Annotated in this window: 20 protein-coding genes; 3 read left to right on the forward strand and 17 right to left on the reverse strand. The window is 76.0% G+C overall.

Translation table 11 applies throughout. From position 1 onward, the window contains the following. Window positions 1-35: 35 nt before the first annotated feature. Genes GCU60_RS08695 through steA form a run of 8 tightly spaced genes read right to left on the reverse strand, consistent with a single transcriptional unit; the run spans window position 36 to window position 10466 of the window. On the reverse strand, window positions 36-641 hold the full coding sequence (locus GCU60_RS08695) for an NUDIX domain-containing protein (protein WP_163204231.1): 606 nt from the start codon (window positions 639-641) through the stop codon (window positions 36-38). Further along, window positions 641-2377, reverse strand: coding sequence for a CTP synthase (locus GCU60_RS08700; RefSeq protein WP_430537413.1), 1737 nt, complete (start codon window positions 2375-2377; stop codon window positions 641-643). The genes GCU60_RS08695 and GCU60_RS08700 overlap by 1 nt, the downstream gene beginning before the upstream one ends. Beyond that, a complete protein-coding gene (locus tag GCU60_RS08705; RefSeq protein WP_163204233.1) occupies window positions 2361-4724 on the reverse strand; it encodes a hypothetical protein in 2364 nt (787 codons plus the stop codon). Before GCU60_RS08705 ends, GCU60_RS08700 begins: the two co-directional genes overlap by 17 nt. Continuing rightward, the gene (locus GCU60_RS08710; RefSeq protein WP_163204236.1) at window positions 4721-5866 is read right to left on the reverse strand and encodes a glycosyltransferase; all 1146 of its coding nucleotides are present in this window, start codon (window positions 5864-5866) and stop codon (window positions 4721-4723) included. Before GCU60_RS08710 ends, GCU60_RS08705 begins: the two co-directional genes overlap by 4 nt. Further along, entirely contained in the window at window positions 5859-7487 is a 1629-nt protein-coding gene (murJ, locus tag GCU60_RS08715; RefSeq protein ID WP_163204238.1) for a lipid II flippase MurJ, read from the reverse strand. The genes GCU60_RS08710 and murJ overlap by 8 nt, the downstream gene beginning before the upstream one ends. After that, window positions 7484-8341: a hypothetical protein gene (locus GCU60_RS08720; protein WP_163204240.1), complete on the reverse strand. Its 858-nt coding sequence runs from the start codon at window positions 8339-8341 to the stop codon at window positions 7484-7486. Before GCU60_RS08720 ends, murJ begins: the two co-directional genes overlap by 4 nt. Then, complete coding sequence (locus tag GCU60_RS08725; protein ID WP_163204243.1) at window positions 8338-9282, reverse strand: copper transporter; 945 nt, start codon at window positions 9280-9282, stop codon at window positions 8338-8340. The genes GCU60_RS08720 and GCU60_RS08725 overlap by 4 nt, the downstream gene beginning before the upstream one ends. Then, window positions 9279-10466, reverse strand: coding sequence for a putative cytokinetic ring protein SteA (gene steA, locus GCU60_RS08730; protein ID WP_163204245.1), 1188 nt, complete (start codon window positions 10464-10466; stop codon window positions 9279-9281). Before steA ends, GCU60_RS08725 begins: the two co-directional genes overlap by 4 nt. Before the next feature lie 166 nt (window positions 10467-10632). Between steA and GCU60_RS08735 the strand changes: the two genes are divergently transcribed. Next, a complete protein-coding gene (locus GCU60_RS08735; protein ID WP_163204247.1) occupies window positions 10633-11634 on the forward strand; it encodes a TetR family transcriptional regulator in 1002 nt (333 codons plus the stop codon). A gap of 48 nt (window positions 11635-11682) precedes the next feature. Here the strand turns inward: GCU60_RS08735 and GCU60_RS08740 are convergent, their stop codons facing one another. The 5 genes from GCU60_RS08740 to GCU60_RS08760 are packed head-to-tail and all read right to left on the reverse strand — an operon-like array spanning window position 11683 to window position 16328. Further along, window positions 11683-12396, reverse strand: coding sequence for a methylase (locus GCU60_RS08740; RefSeq protein WP_163204248.1), 714 nt, complete (start codon window positions 12394-12396; stop codon window positions 11683-11685). 60 nt (window positions 12397-12456) lie between these two features. Further along, window positions 12457-14244 carry a DNA repair protein RecN gene (gene recN, locus GCU60_RS08745; protein ID WP_345770492.1) on the reverse strand — a complete coding sequence of 596 codons (1788 nt, stop codon included), beginning with the start codon at window positions 14242-14244 and terminating at the stop codon, window positions 12457-12459. After that, window positions 14219-15295 (reverse strand): NAD kinase, encoded by a 1077-nt coding sequence (locus GCU60_RS08750; RefSeq protein ID WP_345770493.1) that lies wholly within the window; start codon window positions 15293-15295, stop codon window positions 14219-14221. The genes recN and GCU60_RS08750 overlap by 26 nt, the downstream gene beginning before the upstream one ends. Continuing rightward, a complete protein-coding gene (locus GCU60_RS08755) occupies window positions 15292-16089 on the reverse strand; it encodes a TlyA family RNA methyltransferase (protein WP_163204250.1) in 798 nt (265 codons plus the stop codon). Before GCU60_RS08755 ends, GCU60_RS08750 begins: the two co-directional genes overlap by 4 nt. Beyond that, window positions 16089-16328, reverse strand: coding sequence for a hypothetical protein (locus GCU60_RS08760; RefSeq protein ID WP_163204016.1), 240 nt, complete (start codon window positions 16326-16328; stop codon window positions 16089-16091). The genes GCU60_RS08755 and GCU60_RS08760 overlap by 1 nt, the downstream gene beginning before the upstream one ends. Window positions 16329-16525: 197 nt before the next feature. Here GCU60_RS08760 and GCU60_RS08765 point away from each other — a divergent pair, with 197 nt between their 5' ends. Beyond that, window positions 16526-16843, forward strand: a complete 318-nt coding sequence (locus GCU60_RS08765; RefSeq protein ID WP_239520736.1) for an SCP2 sterol-binding domain-containing protein — start codon at window positions 16526-16528, stop codon at window positions 16841-16843. Window positions 16844-16854: 11 nt separating this feature from the next. Here the strand turns inward: GCU60_RS08765 and GCU60_RS08770 are convergent, their stop codons facing one another. Both GCU60_RS08770 and GCU60_RS21010 read right to left on the reverse strand, forming a co-directional pair. Further along, entirely contained in the window at window positions 16855-17973 is a 1119-nt protein-coding gene (locus GCU60_RS08770) for an HAD-IIA family hydrolase (RefSeq protein WP_163204254.1), read from the reverse strand. Next, a complete protein-coding gene (locus GCU60_RS21010; protein WP_163204256.1) occupies window positions 17970-18395 on the reverse strand; it encodes a tetratricopeptide repeat protein in 426 nt (141 codons plus the stop codon). Before GCU60_RS21010 ends, GCU60_RS08770 begins: the two co-directional genes overlap by 4 nt. Window positions 18396-18503: 108 nt before the next feature. On the opposite strand from GCU60_RS21010, the gene GCU60_RS08780 reads away from it, so the two are divergent. Beyond that, window positions 18504-19814 carry a DUF1015 family protein gene (locus GCU60_RS08780; RefSeq protein ID WP_163204258.1) on the forward strand — a complete coding sequence of 437 codons (1311 nt, stop codon included), beginning with the start codon at window positions 18504-18506 and terminating at the stop codon, window positions 19812-19814. 19 nt (window positions 19815-19833) lie between these two features. Here the strand turns inward: GCU60_RS08780 and GCU60_RS08785 are convergent, their stop codons facing one another. Together GCU60_RS08785 and GCU60_RS08790 are read right to left on the reverse strand one after the other, a co-directional pair. Next, entirely contained in the window at window positions 19834-20193 is a 360-nt protein-coding gene (locus GCU60_RS08785) for a single-stranded DNA-binding protein (protein ID WP_163204260.1), read from the reverse strand. 98 nt (window positions 20194-20291) lie between these two features. Then, entirely contained in the window at window positions 20292-21290 is a 999-nt protein-coding gene (locus tag GCU60_RS08790; protein ID WP_163204263.1) for a tetratricopeptide repeat protein, read from the reverse strand. Window positions 21291-22137 lie beyond the last annotated feature (847 nt).

Consider the following 22137-nt stretch of genomic DNA (forward strand, 5'->3'; position numbering starts at 1 on the left):
AGCCTGCGAGGCGTGGGGGGAAGGGTGGTCCTCTTTCAGCTGGCGTCGACCGGGCGCAGCGGGGGCTGTACCGCGCGCGCCTGGGCGGCGGCGAGCAGGCCGACGACGGCGGCGGCGTTGCGGATGTCGCCGTCGAAGACCCGCTGCACCGCGTCGGTCAGCGGCACCCGCTCGACGGTCAGGTCGAGCTCCTCGTGCTCCACCGTGAAGCCCTCGGGCCGGTCGACCGGGGACAGGTCCTCGGCGAGGTAGACCAGCACCATCTCGTCGCAGAAGCCCGGGCTGCTGTAGTGGGTGGTGAGCAGCGACCAGCGGCCGGCGGCGAGCTGGGCCTCCTCGGCGAGCTCGCGCTTCGCCGTCGCCAGCGGCGGCTCGCCGTCGGCGTCGCGCAGGCCGGCCGGGAGCTCCCACAGATACCGGCCCACCGGGTGCCGGTACTGGCGCAGGAGCACCACGCGGCCCTCGTCGTCGACGGCGACCACGGCGACGGCCCCGGGGTGGCGGACGAGGTCACGGACGCTCTGGTCGCCACCGGGCATGGCCACCGTGTCGCGGTGCAGCGAGATGATCGGCCCGTCGAACACCGTCTCGCTGGCCAGCACGCGGTACTCGTGCGCCGGCTGCTCCTCCGCCGCGGGCATCAGATGCCGACCTTCTCCGACTCGTCCAGCGGCACCGGGATCCGGGTGGCCTCGGAGTAGTCGATCGCCGCCTGCACGAACCCGGCGAACAGCGGGTGCGGGCGGGTGGGCCGGCTCTTGAGCTCCGGGTGCGCCTGCGTGCCGACGAAGAAGGGGTGGGTCTCCTTCGGCAGCTCGGCGAACTCGACCAGCGTGCCGTCGGGCGAGGTGCCGGAGAAGACCAGACCCGCCTCGGTCAGCCGGTCACGGTAGGCGTTGGCCACCTCGTAGCGGTGCCGGTGCCGCTCGGTGATCTCGGTGCCGCCGTACACGCCGGCGACGACCGAGCCCTTCTGCAGCTGCGCCGGGTAGCTGCCCAGCCGCATCGTGCCGCCCATGTCCCCGCGCCCGGCCACGACGTCGAGCTGGGTCGCCATGGTGGAGATCACCGGGTCCGGGGTCTCGGGGTCGAACTCGGTGGAGTTGGCCCCCTCGATGCCGGCCAGGTTGCGGGCGGTCTCGATGACCATGCACTGCAGCCCCAGGCACAGCCCCAGCGTCGGGATGCCGTTGGTCCGCGTGTGCCGGATGGCGCCGAGCTTGCCCTCGATGCCGCGGACGCCGAAGCCGCCGGGGATGCAGACGCCGTCGACGCCGGCCAGCGCCTTCGCCGCCCCCTCGGGGGTCTCGCAGTCGTCCGAGGGCACCCAGCGGATCTGCACCCGGCTGCGGTGGGCGAAGCCGCCGGCGCGCAGGGCCTCGGTCACCGACAGGTAGGCGTCGGGCAGGTCGATGTACTTGCCGACCAGCGCGATGGTCACGGTCGCCTTCGGCGAGTGCACCCGGTCGAGCAGGTCGCCCCACACCGTCCAGTCGACGTCGCGGAACGGCAGGCCCAGCCGGCGGACGACGTAGGCGTCCAGGCCCTCCCGGTGCAGCACCTTCGGGATGTCGTAGATCGACGGGGCGTCGGGGCAGGAGATGACCCCTTCCTCGTCGGTGTCGCACATCAGGCTGATCTTGCGCTTGAGCCCCTCGGAGATCTCCCGGTCCGACCGGCAGACGATGGCGTCGGGCTGGATGCCGATGCTGCGCAGGGCGGCGACGGAGTGCTGGGTCGGCTTGGTCTTCAGCTCGCCCGACGGCGCGATGTAGGGGATCAGCGAGATGTGCAGGAAGAAGCAGTTGTCCCGCCCGAGCTCGTGCCGGACCTGGCGGGCGGCCTCGAGGAAGGGCAGCGACTCGATGTCGCCGACCGTGCCGCCGATCTCGGTGATGACGACGTCGACCCGCTCGGCGCTGTCGGCGCCCGCGAGGATCCGGGACTTGATCTCGTTGGTGATGTGCGGGATGACCTGCACCGTGTCGCCCAGGTACTCCCCGCGGCGCTCCTTGGCGATCACGTCCGAGTACACCTGCCCGGTCGTGACGTTGGCGCGCCCGGAGAGGTCGATGTCGAGGAAGCGCTCGTAGTGGCCGACGTCGAGGTCGGTCTCGGCGCCGTCCTCGGTGACGAACACCTCGCCGTGCTGGAACGGGTTCATCGTCCCGGGGTCGACGTTGAGGTAGGGGTCCAGCTTCTGCATCGTGACGCGGAGGCCCCGGCCGGCGAGGAGCGCGCCGAGCGAGCTGGCGGTCAGCCCCTTGCCGAGAGAGGAGACGACCCCGCCGGTGACGAAGACGAACTTCGTCGGTTGGCTGTTGTGCAGGAAGCTGTAGTTCCCGGCGCTGTCACGTGTCTCAGACGGTCGACCCACGGGAGACGACCGTAACACGACCGGGACCGTCGGCCGGGCCGGAGTGGGCAGCGCCACCCCGGGGCTCCCCCCTGCCGGGAGGGTCCGCCGCCGGGGACGCCACCAGCCACACCAGGAGGGGCACGAGCAGCGCCGCAGCGGTCGCCGGGAGGGCGACGCCGGAGTCGTTGACCGCCGCCCCGATGGTCAGGCTGAGCAGGACGGCCAGCAGCGTGGCGCGCACCACCGCGGCGTCGCCGGCGGGCAGCCCCGCGGGGGTGCGGGCGGGACGCCCGTCCGCGGCCGGCGCGGAGCGCAGCGGCCCGCCGGCGCGGAGCAGCCAGAAGGCGGCGACCAGCGCGACCGGCAGCAGGTAGGCCAACGGGCTGTTGAGCAGGATCCCGACGTTGGCGGCCGCCTTGCGGCTGATCACCGTCCAGGCCTCGCCGGTGAGGACCTGCTCGACGAACCGCCCCAGGTGGGTCCGCTCCCCCGGCGGCCGCAGCCAGTCCAGGACGGCGACGCTGCCGACCGCGACCACCGCGGCGGCGAGGATCGCGACCAGCCGGACCACGGTGACCCGGATGCCGCTGAGCAGCATGGCCAGCAGCAGGAAGCCGGGCAGGGCCGCCAGGACCCCGCCGAAGTCGCGGCCGAGGGCCGGGGCGCCGATCACCGCGACGGCCGGCAGCCCCGCACCGACGACCACTCCCCCGGTGACCAGCCGTCGTCGGGCGGCCGGCGCCCGGCGGCCGAGCGCGGTGGCCAGCGCGGCGGTGACGGCGAGCAGGCTGACCGCGAGCAGGCCGAAGGACAGGTTGCCGTACCCGGTGAACCGGCCGGCGACGACGGCGTCGTACCCCAGCGGCCCGTCGAGCTCCAGGGACGAGCCGGTCAGCACGTCGCCCACCAGGGTCGCCAGCGTGACGGCGAGGACCGCCAGCGGCGGGCCCAGCCGGCGACGCCGCCAGGGGCCGAGCGAGGCGAGGGCGACGACCGCGAGGTCGGCGACGACGACCGCAGCGACGAGGCCCTGCAGGGGCGCGGCGGAGCGCTCCCAGGGCCAGAGTCCGGCCAGGTAGGTGGCCACCGGCAGCGCGGCGACGGCCAGGCAGAACACCCGGAGGGCGGGCCGCGCCCGCGGGCGCCCGCCGCGCCCGCCGTGCCCCACGACCAGAACGCCGGCCGCGACGACCAGCGCACCCGCGGCCACGAAGGTCCAGAAGAAGCCGCCGGTGTTGCGGTGGTGCGTGATCGCGGCGGTGTTCACCCGCTCCAGCTCCGCCACGGTCTCGGCGAGCCCCGGCCGCTCCCCGGTGGCCCGTACCGGCTGCCCGTTCATCGACGCCGGGGGGTCCAGCCCGAGGGCGCGCAGCACGGTCGGCGCCAGGTCGATCAGCTGAACGAACGGCACCCGGCCCGTGCTCGCCGACACCAGCCAGCCGTCGCCGAAGCCGGGGCCCTGCGCCATCCCGACGTGCAGCTGCGCGCGGCCGTCGTTCACCTCGGAGATGCCGGCGACCAGCAGGAGCGTCTCCCCCGGCAGCGCGGCGACCGCGTCGCGCAGGCGCCCCACGGCCTCGTCGATGCGAGCCAGCGCGGTCGCCCGCGGGGAGGGCTCGGTGCCGTCGTCGGTCTGCTCGGCGCCGGGGCGTCCGGCGTCGGTGAGCTGGTCGAGGGACACCAGCGTCAGGGGGCAGGCGGTCAGGAGGGTCGCGAACTCCTCCGGATCGGGCGGGAGGACGCGCGCCGTGGTCAGCTCCACCCCCGGCACCGCCACCGCGAGCGCCGCGGCGCGCCCCACGGTGGCAGCGCACCCGACCTCGGCGCCCAGCGCGCCCGGCTCCGCGCCGAACCGGACCGTGCCCGGGTCCTCGGCGATGCGGGCGACGGTGGCCTGCGGGTCGCCCAGGGCCGCCCCCGCGACGCGCTCCTGCAGCCCGCAGTGGGTCAGCGAGGTGTCCAGCACCGGCTCCTCCGGCTCCGGCTGCTCGACCGGGGGGGCCTCCCCCGGCTCCGCCGGCGCCGGCGGCAAGGGCACCGGGGGCAGCCCCTCGTCCGTGCCGGGGAAGCGTGCCCGGTTGCCGGCGCCGAGGGTGGCCCAGCCGTCGAGCAGGCAGCTGGTGGACCGCGCGGCCCGCACCGACACCGCCCCGACGCTGGACTCCTCCGCCGTCGCCCACAGCTCCGGGGTGCGCTCCGGATCCAGGTCGGCCCAGGTCAGGCCGGGGACGCCGACCACGACGACCCGGTCGGCGGTGTGGTCGACCGCGGCCGTGGCGGGAGCGGCCCGGCCGGCGAGCGACCCGGCGAGCAGGCCGAGGACCAGCAGCAGGAGCGCGGCGGCACGACGCGCCGGGACGCTCATCGTCGCGGCCGGGCAGGCGCCTCGAGCAGCTCGCGGTAGAGCTCGGCCAGCCCGGCGGCCGTGGCCTCCTCGTCCGGCCAGGTCGCGGCCTGCCGCAACCCGGCCTCGGCGAGGTCGGTGGCGTGGGCGCTGTCGCAGAGGACCCGGACGACCGCCCCGGCGAGCGCCGCGGCGTCCCCGACCGGCACGAGCTCGGCGGCGTCGCCGAGGAGCTCGGGCAGCCCGCCGGTGCGGGTGGCCACCAGCGGGGTGCCGGCCCGCAGCGCCTCCTGGGCGGTGAGCGAGCGCGCCTCCCACCGCGAGGGCAGCACGCACAGGTCCGCGGCACCGAGCAGGTCGGCGACGTCGTCGCGGCGGCCCAGCAGCGTCACGGGCAGCAGCTCGCGCTGGATCCGCGCGGCCAGCTCGTCGTGCAGCGGGCCGTCACCGGCGACGGCGACCAGCGGTGCGGGACGCAGCCGGGGATCGGCCGACCACCGGGCGACCGCGTCGAGCAGCACGTCGTAGCCCTTCTGCGGGTGCAGCCGGCCCACCGCGACGACCAGGGCGCGGTCGTCGACGATCCCGAGCTCCTCGCGCACCTCGGTGCGGGTGCGGGTCGCCGGGGGCAGCGGCGGGGCGGACACCGGCGCGAGGCGGACGTCTCGGGCGCCCAGGCGCCGGGCGTTCTGCGCGAGGTCGGTCGACGCCGCCAGGACGACGTCGGCGGCACGCACGGTGACCCGTTCCAGCTGCTCCAGCACGCGGCGGCGGAGCCCGCCGCCGTCCTGGAGCGCGTTGTGCAGGGTGAGCACGAACCGCGGCCGGCCACCGGCGAGGCGCCGGGCGGCGGCGGTGACCAGCCCGGCCCGCAGCCCGTGGGCGTGCACCAGGTCGGTGCCGACCAGCGCGCGGCGGAGGGCCGCGGTGGCCCGGGCGTCGGCGGCCGGGGCGAGCCCGGCGGAGATCTCCACGGGGGTGAACCGCGCGCCCCGGCCGGAGAAGCCGAACAGCTCGTCGGTGGCCCGGGGCCCGGAGACGGTCAGCTCGGCCCCCGCGGCCGCCAGGGACGGCAGGATCGACCGCACGTGGGTGCCCACGCCGCCGGTGCTGGTGGCGAGCACCTCGGTGACCCGGCGATCGAGCAGCGGCCGCTCAGCCACCGTGCACCTCCTGCTCCCCGGACGACCGCAGTTCGCGCAGCGCCTGCCGCAGCGGGGCGCCCACGGTGCCCATCATGACCGCCGCGGCGACGACGAGCACGGTGCCTCCGGCGGCGATCCCCGCGGCCAGCGTGCCGATCAGCGTCCCGTCGGGCACCGGGTCGGCGTCCAGCGCGCGGGCCACCCACAGCCCCGCGGCGACGCCGAGGCCGGCGGCCAGGAGCGCCACCGGACCGGTGCGGCCCAGGCCGCGCAGGGCCGCCGGACCGGCCGCGCGCACCACCACGAGCACCAGGCCCAGGCCCGCCACGGTGACCCCGAGCGTGTGCCCGGCGGCCAGCGCGAGGGCGCGGTCCTCGGGAGGCAGCGCGCCGGCCAGCAGGATGTCGGCGGCGACGGCGAGCAGCCAGCCGCCCAGCACGCACACCGTCGGCGCCTTCCAGAGGCCGCGGGCGTAGAGCGCACGGGTCAGCAGCGCGACCAGCCCGTAACCGACCAGGCCGGGCGCGAAGGCCAGGATCGTGTCGCGCAGCGCGGCGACCCGGGCCGCCTCCTCCCCGCCGAGGAAGACCCGCGCCAGCGGTCCGGCGGCCGCCGCGACGGCCGCCGCCGCGACCGCGGTGGCCGTCACCGTGAGGACGGCGACCGGCGCGAGCGCGCGGCGGTAGCCGGCGTCGTCGCCGCTGTCGGCCCGCTCGGCGAGTCCGGGGTAGGCCGAGGTGGCCAGCGGCACGGCCAGGGCCGCCCAGGGCAGCAGGAAGACGGTCAGCCCGGCGACGTACACGACCTGGGTGCCGTTGGGGGCGCCGTCGTTGGCGAGCCGGATGGCGACGGCCGCGACCAGCTGCTGCCCGGCGAGGGTGAGGACGCCGGCCACGGCCAGCCGGCGCACGCGGGGTGCCGCGCCGACCGGGAAGCGCAGCGCGGGACGCAGGCCCAGCCGCAGGCCGCGCATCGGCAGCAGCAGGCTGAGGCTGAGCGCCACCACGCCGAGCGTCGTCCCCACGCCGAGGACCAGCTCGGCCGGCGTGCTGAGGTCGGCCGCCTCCCGGGCGCCCCCCATGCCGGCGAAGATCAGATACGCCCCTGCGACGACGACGCTGGACAGGAGCGGGGCGAGCGCCGGACCGGCGAAGCGGCGGTGGGCCTGCAGCACGCCGGTGAGCACGATGCCGATGCCGTAGAGCACCACCTGCGGTGCGAACACCAGCAGGAAGCGGCTGGCCAGCTGCACCTCGGCCTCCGATCCCCCGCCGCCGAGGAGGAGGCGGGCGATCGGCTCGGCGAGCACCGCCACGAGCACGGCCAGCGGGACGAGCAGCAGCAGCGTCCAGCCGAGCAGGGCCGACGCCGTCCGGCGCACCTGTTCGCGGTCGCCGGACGCGATGCCGCCGGCGAGCATCGGCACCACGAGGCTGGCCAGCGCCCCGCCGGCGACCACCTCGAACACGATGTTCGGGACGTTGTTGGCCGCCAGGTAGGTGTCGCCGGTGCTGTCGGCGCCGACGGTGTTGGTGAAGACCAGCGTCCGCCCGAAGCCGGCGAGCCGGGCGATGACGGTGAGCACCGCGATGAGCGCCGCGGCCCCGGCCACCCCGCGGGCCACCTGGCGCGCACTCACGACGGCAGGCGGCCGAGCCGGTCCAGTTCGCGGAGGCCCGGCGTGGCCTCGATGACGCGGGTGAAGCTCACCTTCTCGCTGGCCAGGGTCAGCGCCGTGATCACGGCCAGCGCGCCGGTGCGGGCGCCGCGGCCGGGCATCGCCGCGAGCCGCAGGCCGAGCAGCGCACCGAGGCCGTTCGCCCCGCAGTCGCCCAGCATGATCCGCTCGGTGAGGTCCGCGGGCAGCACGGCGACCGTGGCTCCGAGCGGTCCGGCCACCAGTCCTCCGGACCGGCCGGCCAGGGCGGCGGCGGCCGCGATCGAGCCGGCCTTCGCCGCGCGGCCGGGCCGCAGGTCGAGCAGGTTCAGCAGGTTCGCCGTCCCGGCCACCAGCCCGGTGGTGAGCACGCCGTCGACCAGGGCAGCGGCGCCCCGTGACCGCCCACGGGTGAGCACGGCGGCGACGGCCGCGGCGGTGCCGATCCCGGCCACCTTGACCGCTCCGGCCGACACCCGGCCCTCGCGCAGGGCCCGCAGGTGACCGGCCAGCCCCTTGTCACGCGCCTGCTCCGGCCGTGCGCCGGCCAGGTCGTCGTAGCCGCCGACGAGGCCGGACACCGTCCCGACCACCGCGGCGGCCGCCCGGGCACCCGCGGGTGCGCCGAGCACCGCCGTGGCGGTGGCCGACAACGCCAGGGCCGGCCCTCCGAGCAGGGTCACCGGCCGCCCGGCGTAGTTGGTGCGCCGCCAGGGCGCGCCGGCGGGACGGTCGGTGAGCGCGGCGGCGCCGGCGAGGGTGGCGCGGGCGGCACCGGCCCCGGCCAGCGCCAGCAGCAGGCGGGACGGGCCGGTCCCCGGCGTCCGGGACGTCATGGCGCGGCGGGCACCGGGGGCACCGGCTGGGTGTCCTCGCCGGTGCCGAAGCTGCCCGAGGTGCCCTCCGCCTCGCGCGGCAGCGCCAGGACCGCGCTGATCCGGCCGACGGCGGTGCCGATGTTGTCGACCGTGGAGACGGCCGCGGCCAGCTCCGGGTCCGCGCGGATGACCCCGACCAGACCGGCCTCGCCGGCCGAGGCGGCGTTGCCGGCCACGACGGCGCCGGCGCCGGTGGCGTCCAGCGCGGTCACGAGCTCGAGCAGGGCAGCGTTGCGCAGCTCGGCGTCGTCCCCCTCGGTCTCACCGGAGGTGAGGACGACGGCGAAGTCGGCGGGCGCGACGGTGGTGCTCTCCTGGGTCAGCACGTCCAGCGAGACCAGGCCGGCGAGCACCGAGGACGCCGCGGCGGAGTCCGGCGCGGCACCGCCCGGGGGCACCATGAGGACCTGGGCGAGCAGCGAGGCGACGAGCGCACCGGCGTCGCCGTCCTCGGGGAGCTGGACGCCGGCCGGTCGACCGGAGCCGGTCACGTAGCTCTGCAGGGCGGCCTCCGACGACGGGTCGGTGTAGCCCGGGAGCAGCCGGACGACGCCGCTGACCGACCCACCCGCCTCGGCGATGAGCGCCGTCACCTCCTCGATCGTCTCGGGGCCGACCTCCTCGCCGGTGGCGACGACGAGCACCGAGCGACCCTCGAGGGCGTTCCCGACCAGGGGCCCGGCGACCTCGTCCTGGAAGGCGTTGGCGCTGTCCACCTGCGTCTGCAGCGCCTGGGTGCGGTCCTCCAGCGCGCGCTTGTCCTGCTCCAGGTCGGTGACCTGGTTCTGGATGTCGTTGAGGATCGGCTGGTTGAGCTGCGTCGTGCCGATGACGATGCCCAGCGCCACCGCCAGGAAGACGGCGATCAGCGAGACCAGGTGGTAACGGAAGTCGATCACGAGAGAAGGTTCTCCAGCCAGAACATGAAGCTGTTCCATTGGTCGAGCAGCAGGTCCAGGTAGACGCGCCCGGCGGCGGAGACGGCCAGCGCCGATCCGATCGCGAGGAAGGCGGCGAGGACGAGGACCACGAGGGCTGCGGTAGAGATCCGACTGCGGTACAGCCGGCTGACGCCCTTGGCGTCGACGAGCTTGCCGCCCAGGCGCAGCCGGGTGAGGAAGGTGGAGGCCATGCCGCCACGCCCCTTGTCGAGGAACTCGATGAGGGTGGCGTGGGTGCCGACGGCGACGATGAGCGTGGCGCCCTTCTCGTCGGCCAGCAGCATCGCGATGTCCTCGCTGGTGGCCGATGCCGGGAAGGTGATGGCGTCCACGCCCAGGTCCTGGACGCGCGAGAGCCCGGGCGCACGTCCGTCGGCGTAGGCGTGCACGACGACCTCGGCGCCGGAGCGCAGGACGTCGTCGCTCACCGAGTCCATGTCGCCGATGATCATGTCCGGGGAGTAGCCGGCCTCGACCAGGGCGTCCGCCCCGCCGTCCACGCCGATGAGGACGGGCCGGTAGTCGCGGATGTAGGGGCGGAGGGCGTGCAGGTCCTCCTTGTAGTCGTAGCCGCGGACCACGACCAGGACGTGCCGGCCCTCGATGGAGGTGGTGACGTCGGGGACTCCGACGCCGTCGAGCAGGAGCGCACGCTCCCGCTTCATGTACTCCATCGTGTTGGCGGCGAACGCCTCCAGCTGCACCGACAGCCCGGCCTTGGCCTCGGTCATGGCGGCGGAGACCGACGCCGTGTCGTGGGCCAGGCCCTCGGCGACGACGGTGCCGTCCTCGGTGACCAGCTGCGCGCCGTCGAGGCGGACGTGCGCGCCCTCCTTGAGCTTGGCGAACACGTCCTTGCCGACGTCGTCGAGCAGCGGGATCCCGGCGTTGATGAGGATCTCGGGACCGAGGTTGGGATAGCGGCCGGAGATGCTCGGCGCGGCGTTGACTACCGCGGCGACCTTGCAGCCCACGAGGGCGTCGGCGCTCACCCGGTCGATGTCGACGTGGTCGATGACGGCGATGTCGCCGGGGCGCAGTCGCTTCGTCAGGTTCTTGGTGCGGCGGTCGAGCCGGGCGGTGCCCGAGACGCCGGACCCCGCTTCCTGTGCCCGGCCGCGGCGAACGGTGCCGATGCGCATGACAACGCATGCTGCCACGCAGAGCTGTCCGTCCGATCCTCCGACGCGCGTCCGCGATCTTCCGGTCACGCACCGTGTCCGACACCACGGTGCCGCCGACACGCCCGCGCCGGCCGCGCAACCGGTCCAGCGTCACCGTTACCGAGTCGTGACTAGCGTTGCCCACGTGACTGGAGTGGCGGGTGCCCTGACGACGGCGTTGAACCTTCCTCAGGAGAGCGAGGACGCCGCCGGGCCTGCGGGCCCGGCCGTCATCCGTGCGGTTCCCGCACCTGACCTGGGCGAAGACCGTGCCCCCGGCGCCGGCGCGGAGCCCGCCGACGAGGCCCGTCCCGGGGCCGGCCCCGCCACGACCGCCGAGGCCCCGGCGTCCCCTCCGCCCGCGTCGCCCGGCGCCGCGCCGCGTGGCGGGGTGGTGGGGGACGTGCCGGCCGACGCCCTGCCGGCCGGCTCGACGCCCGCCGCGGCCGCCGCAGCGCCCGTCGCCGTGACCGAGGGTGAGTCGACCGGCCCGCGCCGCGCCCGCCGTGCCCTGCGCGGCACCGGCATCCGGGAGCGGCGGCGGCAGCAGACCCGCCTGCGCATCGTGGACGCCGCCACCGAGCTGTTCGCCGAGCGCGGCTTCGACTCCGTCAGCGTGGTGGAGATCGCGCAGCGCGCGGGTGTCGTGGAGAAGACTGTGTTCAACCACTTCCCGGTCAAGGAGGGCCTGGTCTTCGACGCCGACCCGCCGATGCGGGCCGCCCTGCTGGACGCCGTCCGCCGTCGCCCGGCGGGCGAGTCGGTGTCCGCGGCGGCCGGCAGCTTCGTGGTCGCGGCGGTGAGCATGCTGGGTGCGCCGGAGGCCGCCGACGGCGTGGCGCAGATGGCACGCGTGATCCGCGGCAGCCGCACCCTGCTGACCCGGGAGCGGGAGATCCTCGGCGACCTGACCGACGCCCTGGCCGAGCTCATCGCCGAGGAGACCGGCGCCCGCCCCGGCCAGATCGAACCGTGGCTCGCCTCGCACGCGGTGCTCGGGCTGTACGCCTCGCTGCTGGAGCTGGCCCGCGACCGCGTCCTCGCGGGGGTCAGCGGCCCGGAGCTGGGCGCGGAGCTGCGCCGCCAGGGGCGCCGAGGCCTCGCGCTGCTGCAGTTCGGCCTCGCCGGCTACGCCAAGCGGCGGTGACCCCCGGGCCGGGCGGCGGACCCGCCCGGGCCCGACCGGCCGTGCGGCTCAGGACAGCTGCAGCGCCGTCAGCAGCTGGTCGCCGCGGTCGCCCGGCAGCTCCGGGTCCCGGGTGAACAGGGCGACGGCCACCATGTAGTCGGCCTCCCCCGCCCATCCCCGCCCCTCGGCGCAGAGCCGGCGGATGTGGTCGCGGACCTTCGGCTCGCTGCTGTACGGGCCGAAGTCCAGGCCCATGGCGAGGAAGTTGACCACCCGGTAGCCGAGGTCCTCCGCCGTCCGCACGGAGCCCTCGGGGTCGGAGTAGCTGGGCACGGCGGCGATGACGTTGTCGTAGCCGGCCTTGAACAGCTGCAACAGCAGGTCGTTGCCGTGGACCCCGCCCCACAGCTCGGGCATCAGGATGTCCCGGTCGGGCGCGGGGATGTAGGGCGGGTTGGCGATCACGGTCCGCGCCTGGACGCCACCGGCCGAGTCGCACTGGTCGAAGAAGTCACCCAGCTCCACCGTGTAGCGGTCGGCCACGCCGCGCTCGGCGATGTTGGCCCGGGCCTTCTCCACCGAGGGGGCGCTGATGTCGTAGCTGCGCACCCGCAGCCCCGGCAGCGCGTCGACGGCGTCGGCGATGGCCGACGCGTCACCGGTGCCGAGCTCGTCGACGCCGCCGTCCTCCCACCGCAGCTGCTCGCGGTACTGGCCGAGCATCATGCAGACCGACAGGCCGTAGTGCGCCGACTCGTCGGCGGAGGAGAAGCAGCTCACGCCTCGCCCCCTACCCCGCCGGCGATCACCGCACGCACAGCTCACCCGACCGGGGCGGCCTCAGCCCGCGTCGGAGGCGACGGCCAGCAGCTCCCGCGCGTGGGCCTGCCCGGTGTCGCTGTCGGCCAGCCCCGACAGCATCCGGGCCAGCTCCCGGACCCGGTCCTCGCCCTGGACCGAGCGGATGTCGGTGGCGGTCACCCCGGCGCCGGTGTCCGGTGACTTGTCGACGACGAGGTGGGTGTCGGCGAACGCGGCGACCTGCGCCAGGTGGGTGACGACCACGACCTGGTGGTCGCGGGCCAGCCGGCCCAGCCGGCGGCCGATCTCACCGGCGGCCTGGCCCCCGACCCCGGCGTCGACCTCGTCGAAGACCATGACCGGGACCGGGTCGGCCCCGGCGAAGACCACCTCGATCGCCAGCATGACCCGGGAGAGCTCACCCCCGGATGCGCCCTTGTGCACCGGCCGGGCGGGCGCGCCCGGGTGCGCGGCCAGGAGCAGCGCGACGTCGTCGATGCCTTCGGGGCCGGGCTCGTCGGGGTGGCTGTCGACGGAGAAGGAGACGCGGGCGCTCTTCATGGCCAGGCCGGCGAGCTCGGCCCCGACCTCGGCCGCGAAGCCCTCGGCGGCGGCCCGCCGGCCGGCCGACACCGCCGCGCCGAGCCGGTCGACCTCGGCGCGGGCGGCGTCGCGCTCGGCGGCCAGCGCCTCGAGCGCCTCGTCGGAGACGTCCAGCTCGGACAGCTTCCGCTGCGCCTCCTCGGCCCAGGCGAGCACTCCCGACGCGCCGGTGCCGACGTCGGCGTACTTGCGGACCAGCGCCGTGATGGCCGCGCGGCGGTCCTGCACCTCGGCCAGCCGGGCGGGGTCGGCGTCGAGGTCGGCGACGTAGCCGGCCAGCTGACCGGCGACGTCGGACACGACGGCCACCGCGTCGGCGAGGTCCTGGGCGAGCATGACCAGCGTCGGGTCGTCGGAGGACGCCAGGGCGCGTTCGGCGATGGCGAGCGCGGCGGTGGCGTCCTGCGGCGGCTCTCCGCCGCCGAGGTCGCCGGTGACGTCGCCGATGAGTGCCAGCCGCGCCTCGTCGGCGGCCGCGCGGAGGGCGTCGGCGTCGCTGAGCCGCTTGGCCTGGGTGGCCAGCGCCTCGTCCTCACCCGGCTCGGGCGCGACCGCCTCGATCTCCTCGAGGCCGAGCCGCAGCACGTCGGCGGCCTGCGCCAGCTCGCGGGCCTGGCCGTGCCGCCGGTCGAGGTCGGCCGAGAGCGCCCGCCACCGCTGGTGGGCCGCCCGGTAGCGCTCGAGGAGCGCCAGGTGGTCGGTGCCGGCGTACCGGTCGAGGGCCCGGCGCTGCTCGGCCGGTCGGGAGAGCCGGAGCTGGTCGGTCTGGCCGTGCACGGCCAGCAGGCTCTCGGAGAGCTCGGCGACGACACCGACGGGGACGCTGCGCCCACCGAGGTATGCCCGCGACCTGCCCTCGGCGCTGACGGTGCGCGCCAGGATGAGGCTGCCGTCCTCGTCGGGGTCGGCGCCGGCGTCGGCCGCGCGCTCCCACACCGGCGAACCCGGCGGGAGCTCGAGGCGCCCCTCCACGCCGGCCCGGCCGTTGGCCCGGACCCGGCCGGGGTCGGCGCGGCCACCGAACAGCAGGGTGAGGCCGGTGACGACCATGGTCTTGCCGGCGCCGGTCTCGCCGGTGACCACCGTGAGGCCGCGGCCGAGCTCGAGGGTGACGTCGTCGATGGCCCCCAGCCCGCGGATGCGCAGCTCGGAGAGCCGGCCGGGGGCCGGGCGGCCGGTGTCCCGGGCGTCGCGGGCCTCAGTCGTCGCCGTTCGTGCCGCCACCCCTCACCTCCCGCACAGGGGTCTGCTGGTCGGCGGACCGGCCGTCTGCGACGTCGCCTCCGTCGGCGGTCACGACGTCCCGCGCCAGCACGTTCCGGCTGGTGAACAGCTCGTGCCCGGGACCGGCGTGCCGGGCGTCGCGGAAGCCGCGCACGGGGAGCCCGAACTTGGCCACCAGCCGGTCGCCGAAGGTCGCGGCGTGCACCCGGGCGATGCGGACCGGCCGGTTGGCCCGCCGGACGTCGACCCGGCCGCCGTCGGGGATGTCCACCATGCGGCGGCCGTCGGCCGAGACCCGCGCCTTGTTGCCGTCGGCCGGAACGGCCACGGTGAGCACGGAGTTCGGGGAGGTCACCAACGGGCGGGCGAACAGGGCGTGGGCGTTGGTGGGCACCAGGAGCAGCGCCTCGACGTCGGGCCAGACCACCGGTCCCCCGGCGGAGAAGGCGTAGGCGGTGGATCCGGTGGGGGTGGCGCACAGGACGCCGTCGCAACCGAAGCTGGTGAGCGGGCGGCCGTCGATGGCGATGACGACGTCGAGCACGCGGGAGCGCTCGGCCTTCTCCACCGAGACCTCGTTGAGCGCCCAGGTGCCGCCGACGACCGTGCCGGCGGAGTCGAGCACGTCGACCCGGATGGCCAGCCGCTCCTCGACGGAGTACTCGCACTCCTCGATGGCGATCAGGGTCTCCTCGACCGCCTCGGGTTCGGTCTCGGCGAGGAACCCGACGCGGCCGAGGTTGACGCCCATCAGCGCCGCGTCGGTGTACCGGGCCAGCTCCGCGGCACGCAGGAACGTGCCGTCGCCGCCGAAGACCATCACGATCTCGGCGCCGTGGGCCGCGGACGCGTCGGGCGGGACGACCTCGGCGCCGGGGATGTCGAGCTCCTCGGCCTCGTCGTCGAGGACCCGCACACCGATACCGCCCTGGAGCAGCCGGGTGGCCGACGTCCGGGCGAGGTCGACGATGTCGCGCCGGCCGGTGTGCACGGTGAGCAGGACCCGCCGGCCCTCCTGGCCGTCGCGTCGTTCCGTGCTGGGGTTGCTCACTGCGGTCCCTCCTGGACTGCTCGACGGACGGCGTCCTCCTCGATCGGCGCGGCGTCGGCCCGCAACCAGAGGAAGAACTCGACGTTGCCTGCCGGGCCCGGCAGCGGGCTGGCGACCACCCCGGCGGTGCCCCAGCCCAGCTCCTGGGCGGCGCGCCCGACCTCCAGCACGGCCTGGACGCGCAGCTCCGGATCGCGCACCACCCCGCCGGCGGGCAGCCGCGCCTTGCCGACCTCGAACTGCGGTTTCACCATCGGCAGCAGGTCGGCATCGGGGCGGGCGCAGGCGGCGAGCGCGGGCAGGACCTTGGGCAGGGAGATGAAGGACAGGTCGGCGACGACGAGGTCCACCGGTCCGTCGATGTCCTCGGGGGTCAGCGTGCGGACGTTGGTCCGCTCGTGCAGCCGCACCCGGTCGTCGGTGCGCAGCGACCAGGCCAGCTCCCCGTAGCCGACGTCGACCGCGACCACCTCGGCGGCACCGCGGCGCAGCAGGACGTCGGTGAACCCGCCGGTGGACGCACCGGCGTCGAGTGCTCGGCGACCCTCCACGGCCACCGGGAGCGCCTCCAGCGCGCCGAGCAGCTTGTGCGCCCCGCGGGACACCCACGTCGGCTGGTCGGGGTCGGTGCGCACGACCACCGGCGTGCCGGGCTCGACACCGGTGGCCGGCTTCGTCGCGGCCTGCCCGCCGACGGTGACCCGGCCCTCCCCGATCAGCGCGACCGCGTGCTCCCGGGAGCGGGCCAGCCCTCGGCGGACGAGCTCGGCGTCGAGCCGACTGCGACGGGCCATCAGAGCGGGTCGATCGTGCCGAGCTCGCGCTGCAGCCGCTCGTGCTCGGCCTCGAACACGGCGACGTGCTCGGCCACGGGCCGGGAGTCCAGCCCGGCCAGCCGCTCGCCCGGACCATGGGCCACGGCCGCGGCCCGCTCCTCCGACGGCTCGGCGGTGGCGGACGCGGGCGCGGCCGACGGCACGGGGCCGGGCCGCGGGGGCCCCGGCACCGGTCGTTGCGCGCTCGGCTCGGTCATCGTGCGCCTCTCGGGAGTCGTTCGGGTCGATCGGCCGGACGTGGCCGGGAGCACCCGGCCGGAGGCCGTCGTCCTCTGCGGAGGTTACCGGCCGGGGACGACGGGGCGGGTCCGACGGCGGGGAGATAGCGTCGTCCGGACCGCTGCAGCCGCCGACCTCTGGGAGACCCGCCCGCGTGGCCACGATGGATCAGTGCATGACCGCTCTCCGGGGGATCCTCGGCGATCTCGCCTCGAACCCGGCAGCGGCCGGGCTGGACCGCAGCCTGTCGTGCCGGCTGACGGACCTGGAGCAGGTGGTGCTGGGTCGGCTCAGCTCCGGTGCCGTGCGGGATCTGCACGCCGTCGAGGACGGCCCGGGTGTGCCGAAGGCCGACATCCGGCTGACCATGACCAGCGATGACCTGGTCGCGCTGACCGACGGCACGCTGTCCTTCGGCTCGGCCTGGGCCGGCGGCCGGGTCAAGCTCGAGGCCGGCCTGCGCGACATGTTGCGGCTGCGCAAGCTGCTCTGACCCGCCGCCGCTCACCGGGGCCGGGTCGTCAGACCCCAGTCGGCGAGCAGCGCCCCGGCCGCGGGGTCGGCGGCCACCACCCGCGCCGGCACACCGTCGTCCGGGTGCCGTGTCCAGTGGGCCACGCACAGGGCCCGCAGCGCCTCGAGCCCGTCCGGGTTGGCGCCCGTCCGGGCCGGCGCGACCCCGCCGTCGCCACGGGGGCCGGCCAGCTCGAGTGCGTCGCCGCCCTCGGCCGGGCGCACCGTCCAGTCCCCGCACGTCCATGCCCGTCCGATGTCGTCGACCCGCGGGTGCGGTACCAGCAGGCCGGTGGCGTCGGCGGCGAGCAGGTCGGGACGGCGGACGGGCTCCGCGGCCAGCAGGAGGCCGGGGTCGGTGACGCCGGACAGGACGAGCAGGCTGTCGGCGCCGGCACGCCGCGCCCCCTCGATGTCGGTGTCGAGGCGGTCGCCCACGACCAGTGGACGCCGAGCGCCGGTCCGCCGGACGCACTCGGCGTGCATCGCCGGGTCGGGCTTGCCGGCGACCAGCGGCGTCTGGCCGGTGACGTCCCGGACGACGCCCACCATGGCCCCGTTGCCGGGCAGGGGGCCACGCGGCGACGGGATGGTCGCGTCCGCGTTGGTGGCGACGTGCCGGGCACCGTTGCGGACGGCGACGACCGCCTCTGCCAGCTGGGCCCAGCCCACCTCGGTGCCGTAGCCCTGGACGACCGCCTCGGGCTGCTCCCCGGCGGTGCCGACCACGACGAGTCCCGCGGCGCGCAGGGCCGCGGCCACTCCCGGACCGCCCACGGGGAGCACGCGGCCCCCCGGGCCGAGCAACCCGGAGACGACCGTGGCCGCCGCCTGGGAGCTGGTGATCACGTCCTCGGAGCCAGCGGGGACCTGCAGGGCGGTCAGGTGCTCGGCCACCTGATCCGGTGTCCGTGCGGCGTTGTTCGTGACGAAGCCCAGCCGCATGCCGACCGCCCGGGCGGCCGCCAGCGCTGCGGGCACTCCCGGCACCGCATCGGGCCCGACGTAGACGACGCCGTCGAGGTCGAGCAGCGCCACGTCGTAGGACTCGCTCGGCGGCGTCGGGCACCCGCTGGACAAGGGCACCGTCCCGGCCGCCGGGGGGTTCATGCCGGGTTCCGGGCGATGCGAGCCCGGACCCCGCGCAGCGCCCGGCCGTAGTGCGGCTGGTCGGGTCGCATGGCGACCGCCAGGGCGAGGTGCTCGGCGGCGAGGACCAGCTCCCCGGCCTTGTCGGCAGCCAGCCCGAGCCCGAAGTGCGCGTAGTCGTCGGCGGGGTCGTCGGCGATGAGGACGGTGAAGCTGTCGATGGCGTCGGCGTACCGGCCGGCGTCGTACTGGGCGCGCGCGAGCGCCTCGCGGATGCTGCGCGACCCTGGCTCGGCGTCGGCCGCCCGGGCCAGCAGGGTGGCGGCGGCGTCGGGGTGCCGCTCGGTCAGCAGCTGCCGGCCGCGCTGGAACCAGTCGTACACGTCCCCGCCGGGCACGGTCGGGCTGCCGGCCCCGTCCCCCGGGGAGCTCGTCTCCGACACCGTCGTCCCCCTCCGTCGCCGATCCGCCGCTGACGCGCGCCGCTGCCGGGACCCCGTGCGGGTGAGCGCCCCGCGGCACTGGACCGCGACGCTCCTACGATCCTGGACGTGCTCCCCTCGTCGGCAGGTCCCCCGTCGCACCGGCCGGCTCCTGGGCTGGAGGTCCGGCCGTTCCGTGCGCTGACCTACGGGCAACGGGATCCCGCCTACCTGGCTCGCGTCAGCTCGCCAGCCTACGACCTGGTGACCCCCGCCGGCCGCGACCGCCTGGCCGAGGCCGATCCGCACAACGTCGTGCGGCTGATCCTGCCCCGGGTGGGCCCCTCTGCCACCGACTCGCCCGGCTCCGTGGAGCTGGCCGCCACCACGTTGCGGGCCTGGGAGGAGACCGGGGTGCTGCTGCGCGACGAGGAGGCGGCGCTGTGGCTCTACGACCTGGTGCCGGGTGGCGCGGCCGCGCCGACCACCGGCTGGCTCGGCGCGGTGGCCCTCCCGCCCGCGGACTCCTCGGCGGTGCTGCCCCACGAGGACACCTATCCGGACGCGGTCGAGGGCCGGCGGGCGCTGCTGGCGGCCACTGGCACCGACCTCGAGCCGATCGTCCTGGCCCACGACCCCGAACCGCAGCTCGCGGACCTGGCCGCGGCCGCGCGGTCGGCACCGCCCACCCTCGAGCTCACCGACGCCGACGGTGTGCTGCACCGGCTGTGGCGGGTGGCCGAGCCCGGACTGGTGGCCCGGGTGGTCGCAGCTCTCGGCCGGACGCGCGCCGTCATCGCCGACGGCCACCACCGCTTCGCCGCCGCACGGGCCAACTCCCGTGCTCACCGCGGGGTGCACGGATCCGATGCCGTGCTGGCCCTGGTGACGCCGATGGGCCCCGGCGGGCTCAGGGTCGACCCGATCCACCGGGTGGTTCCCGGGGTGGCGTTCCCGGATGCGGTCCTCGCCGCCGGCCGGGGTTTCGTCACAGCGGACGTGCCGGTCGACGGGGCGGGGTGGGAGCGGGTGGTGGTCGCCGCGCGATCGTGGCTGGACGACCCGGCCGAGCGCGGGCTGCTGATCACGGACGGGCGACGGCTCGTGCGGCTCTCCGCGCCGTCGTCCGACGTCCGGGCGGCCGTCCCGGCCGAGGCGCCGCCGGCGTGGCGGGAGCTGGACGTGGTCCTGGCCCACCACGGGCTCATCGGGGGGCTCTGGGGCCGGCCCGACACCGCTGACGCCGTGCTGATCGCGCACCGGCTGGAGGAGGCGGTGCGCTCGGCTGCGGAGGGTGCGGGAGTCGCGGTCCTGCTGCGTGCTGCCTCGCCCACCGACGTCGCGGCCGTGGCCCGGGCGGGTGCCCGGATGCCGCGGAAGTCGACGCTGTTCGTGCCCAAGCCCCGCACCGGGCTGGTGCTGCGTCCCCTGGAGGGCTGAGCCGCCACCACGGGCCGCATCAGGCCGTCTCCTCCGCCGCGCGGGACGAGGATCGTGGCACCTTGCGGCCCCGCCGGCAGTTGACCTCGCAGACGGAGGCGGTGCCGTTACCGGTCCGCCAGAAGCGTCGCTGCAGGGCCCCCTCGACCTCGACGACGTCTCCGGGCTGCCAGGCGGCGATGCGCCGCTGGAGGGCGCGGTCGTAGGTGATGCAGGTGAGGACGTCGACCGACTGGCCCCGCACCTTGAGGACCGGCCTTCGCACGACGAGGCGGAAGGTCAGCAGGGGGTCCCCGCTGGGCAGGGTGCGCAGCTCCGCGGGGGCGGACATCCGCCCCCGCAGAACCACGTCGTTGCGATCGATCAGGGCCACGGTCATGACCGCAGCCTGACCCGCTGCCGCTGCCGGCGACGACCGGCGCGGTCATCTGTGGACGCCGCCTCCGGGTGTGGACGGAGGCGGCGACCCTCGACGAGTCAGTTGGCGCTGTCGCCCTCGGGACCGTTCTCGCCGAGGAGCTCGGCGACCTCGGCCTCGACCTCCTCGTCGAAGGTCATCGAACCCGCGGCCGCCACCGGGCGCTGCTCGGCGTCGGCGACGTCCTCGTTCTCCTCGTCGTCGAGCTCGCCGTCGTCGCTCGCGTCGTCGAGGGGGCTGTCCTCGTCCACGTCGTCGAGGGGGCTGTCCTCGTCCACGTCGTCGAGGGGGCTGTCCTCGTCCACGTCGTCGAGGTCGTCCTCGTCGACGACGGCGCCGTCCTCGTCCTCGAGGTCGTCCTCCGCGAGGTCATCGTCCAGTTCGCTGAACTCGACGCCGAGGTCCTCCCCCGCGAGCTCGGGGTCGAACGCGGCGACGGCAGCGAGCCAGGCGTCGGCGCGCTCCTCCTCGCCCTGCCCGCGCAGGAGGTCGGCGTACGCGGCCGCGAGACGCAGCTGCCCCTCGTCGGTGCCGTCGAGTCCCTCGGGCTCCGGGCGGCCACCGAGCGCCGCCTCGAGCACGAGACGTGCGGCGGCGTCCTCGCCGAGGTCACGGCGAGCCCCCGCCTCGACCAGGCGCAGCTCGACGATCTCCTCGGCGTCCGGGCTCTCGGCCAGTGCCTCAGCGACCAGACGGAGGGCGACATCGGCCCGCCCGAGGGCCCGCTCGCAGTCCGCGAGCACCGCTCGGTACGAGTCGTCCCCGCTCATGCGCCGGTAGGCACGCAGCTCGCGGGCCGCCTCGGCGTAGTCCTCGGCGTGGTAGGCCGCCACACCCACGGCCTCACGGACCACGGCGAGCCGGGAAGCACGGTCCCGCGCGGCGCGAGCGTGGGCCAGAGCGGTCTCGGGGTCTTCCTCGACCAGCGTGCCGGCGACGACCAGGTGTCCCGCGACCTTCTCCGCGTTGCGCGGGTCGAGCCCGCGCAGGGCCCCGCGCACCGCGGGGTCCAGCTCCCGCGGGTCGGCCCACTCGGGGATCTCGGGTCCGGCGGGCACGGGCGGACGGCGATCGACGCCCTCGCCGGAGCGCCCGGCAACGGAAGGGCGACGATCATCGGAGGGACGGCGGTCGCGCCAGTCACCACCAGGACGGTCGCCCTGCGGACGGTCGGAACGCTGCGGACGGTCCGAACGCTGCGGACGGTCCGAACGCTGCGGACGGTCCGAACGCTGCGGACGGTCGCCCGCGGGGCGTCGGTCCTGCCACGCGCCCTGCGGACGGTCCGAACGCTGCGGACGATCGCCGGAGGGGCGACGGTCCTGCCAGTCACCACGGGGACGGTCACCCTGCGGACGGTCGGAACGCTGCGGCCGGTCGCCGGAGGGGCGGCGGTCCTGCCAGTCACCACGCGGCCGGTCGCCCTGCGGACGGTCGGAACGCTGCGGACGATCGCCGGCGGGGCGACGGTCCTGCCAGTCACCACGGGGACGGTCGCCCTGCGGGCGGTCACCTGAGGGGCGTCGGTCCTGCCACGCGCCCTGCGGCCGGTCGGAACGCTGCGGACGGTCACCTGAGGGGCGACGGTCCTGCCAGTCACCACGGGGACGGTCGCCCTGCGGGCGGTCACCGGCGGGACGTCGGTCCTGCCAGCCACCACGGGGACGGTCGCCCTGCGGGCGGTCACCTGAGGGGCGTCGGTCCTGCCACGCGCCCTGTGGACGGTCCGAACGCTGCGGACGGTCACCTGAGGGGCGTCGGTCCTGCCACGCGCCCTGCGGACGGTCCGAACGCTGCGGACGGTCACCCGAGGGACGTCGGTCCTGCCACGCGCCCTGCGGCCGGTCCGAACGCTGCGGACGGTCACCGGAGGGGCGACGGTCCTGCCAGTCACCACGGGGACGG

The organism is Blastococcus saxobsidens (genome assembly GCF_010682065.1).
Lineage (GTDB): Bacteria > Actinomycetota > Actinomycetes > Mycobacteriales > Geodermatophilaceae > Blastococcus > Blastococcus saxobsidens_B.

What these genes read in the sequence shown, in the direction of transcription:
- GCU60_RS08695 (WP_163204231.1), bottom strand. Translation starts at nt 641, where the DNA reads ATGCCCGCGGCGGAGGAGCAGCCGGCGCACGAGTACCGCGTGCTGGCC.
- GCU60_RS08705 (WP_163204233.1), bottom strand. Translation starts at nt 4,724, where the DNA reads ATGAGCGTCCCGGCGCGTCGTGCCGCCGCGCTCCTGCTGCTGGTCCTC.
- GCU60_RS08720 (WP_163204240.1), bottom strand. Translation starts at nt 8,341, where the DNA reads ATGACGTCCCGGACGCCGGGGACCGGCCCGTCCCGCCTGCTGCTGGCG.
- steA (WP_163204245.1), bottom strand. Translation starts at nt 10,466, where the DNA reads ATGCGCATCGGCACCGTTCGCCGCGGCCGGGCACAGGAAGCGGGGTCC.
- GCU60_RS08755 (WP_163204250.1), bottom strand. Translation starts at nt 16,089, where the DNA reads ATGGCCCGTCGCAGTCGGCTCGACGCCGAGCTCGTCCGCCGAGGGCTG.
- GCU60_RS08760 (WP_163204016.1), bottom strand. Translation starts at nt 16,328, where the DNA reads ATGACCGAGCCGAGCGCGCAACGACCGGTGCCGGGGCCCCCGCGGCCC.
- GCU60_RS08765 (WP_239520736.1), top strand. Translation starts at nt 16,526, where the DNA reads ATGACCGCTCTCCGGGGGATCCTCGGCGATCTCGCCTCGAACCCGGCA.
- GCU60_RS08770 (WP_163204254.1), bottom strand. Translation starts at nt 17,973, where the DNA reads ATGAACCCCCCGGCGGCCGGGACGGTGCCCTTGTCCAGCGGGTGCCCG.
- GCU60_RS08785 (WP_163204260.1), bottom strand. Translation starts at nt 20,193, where the DNA reads ATGACCGTGGCCCTGATCGATCGCAACGACGTGGTTCTGCGGGGGCGG.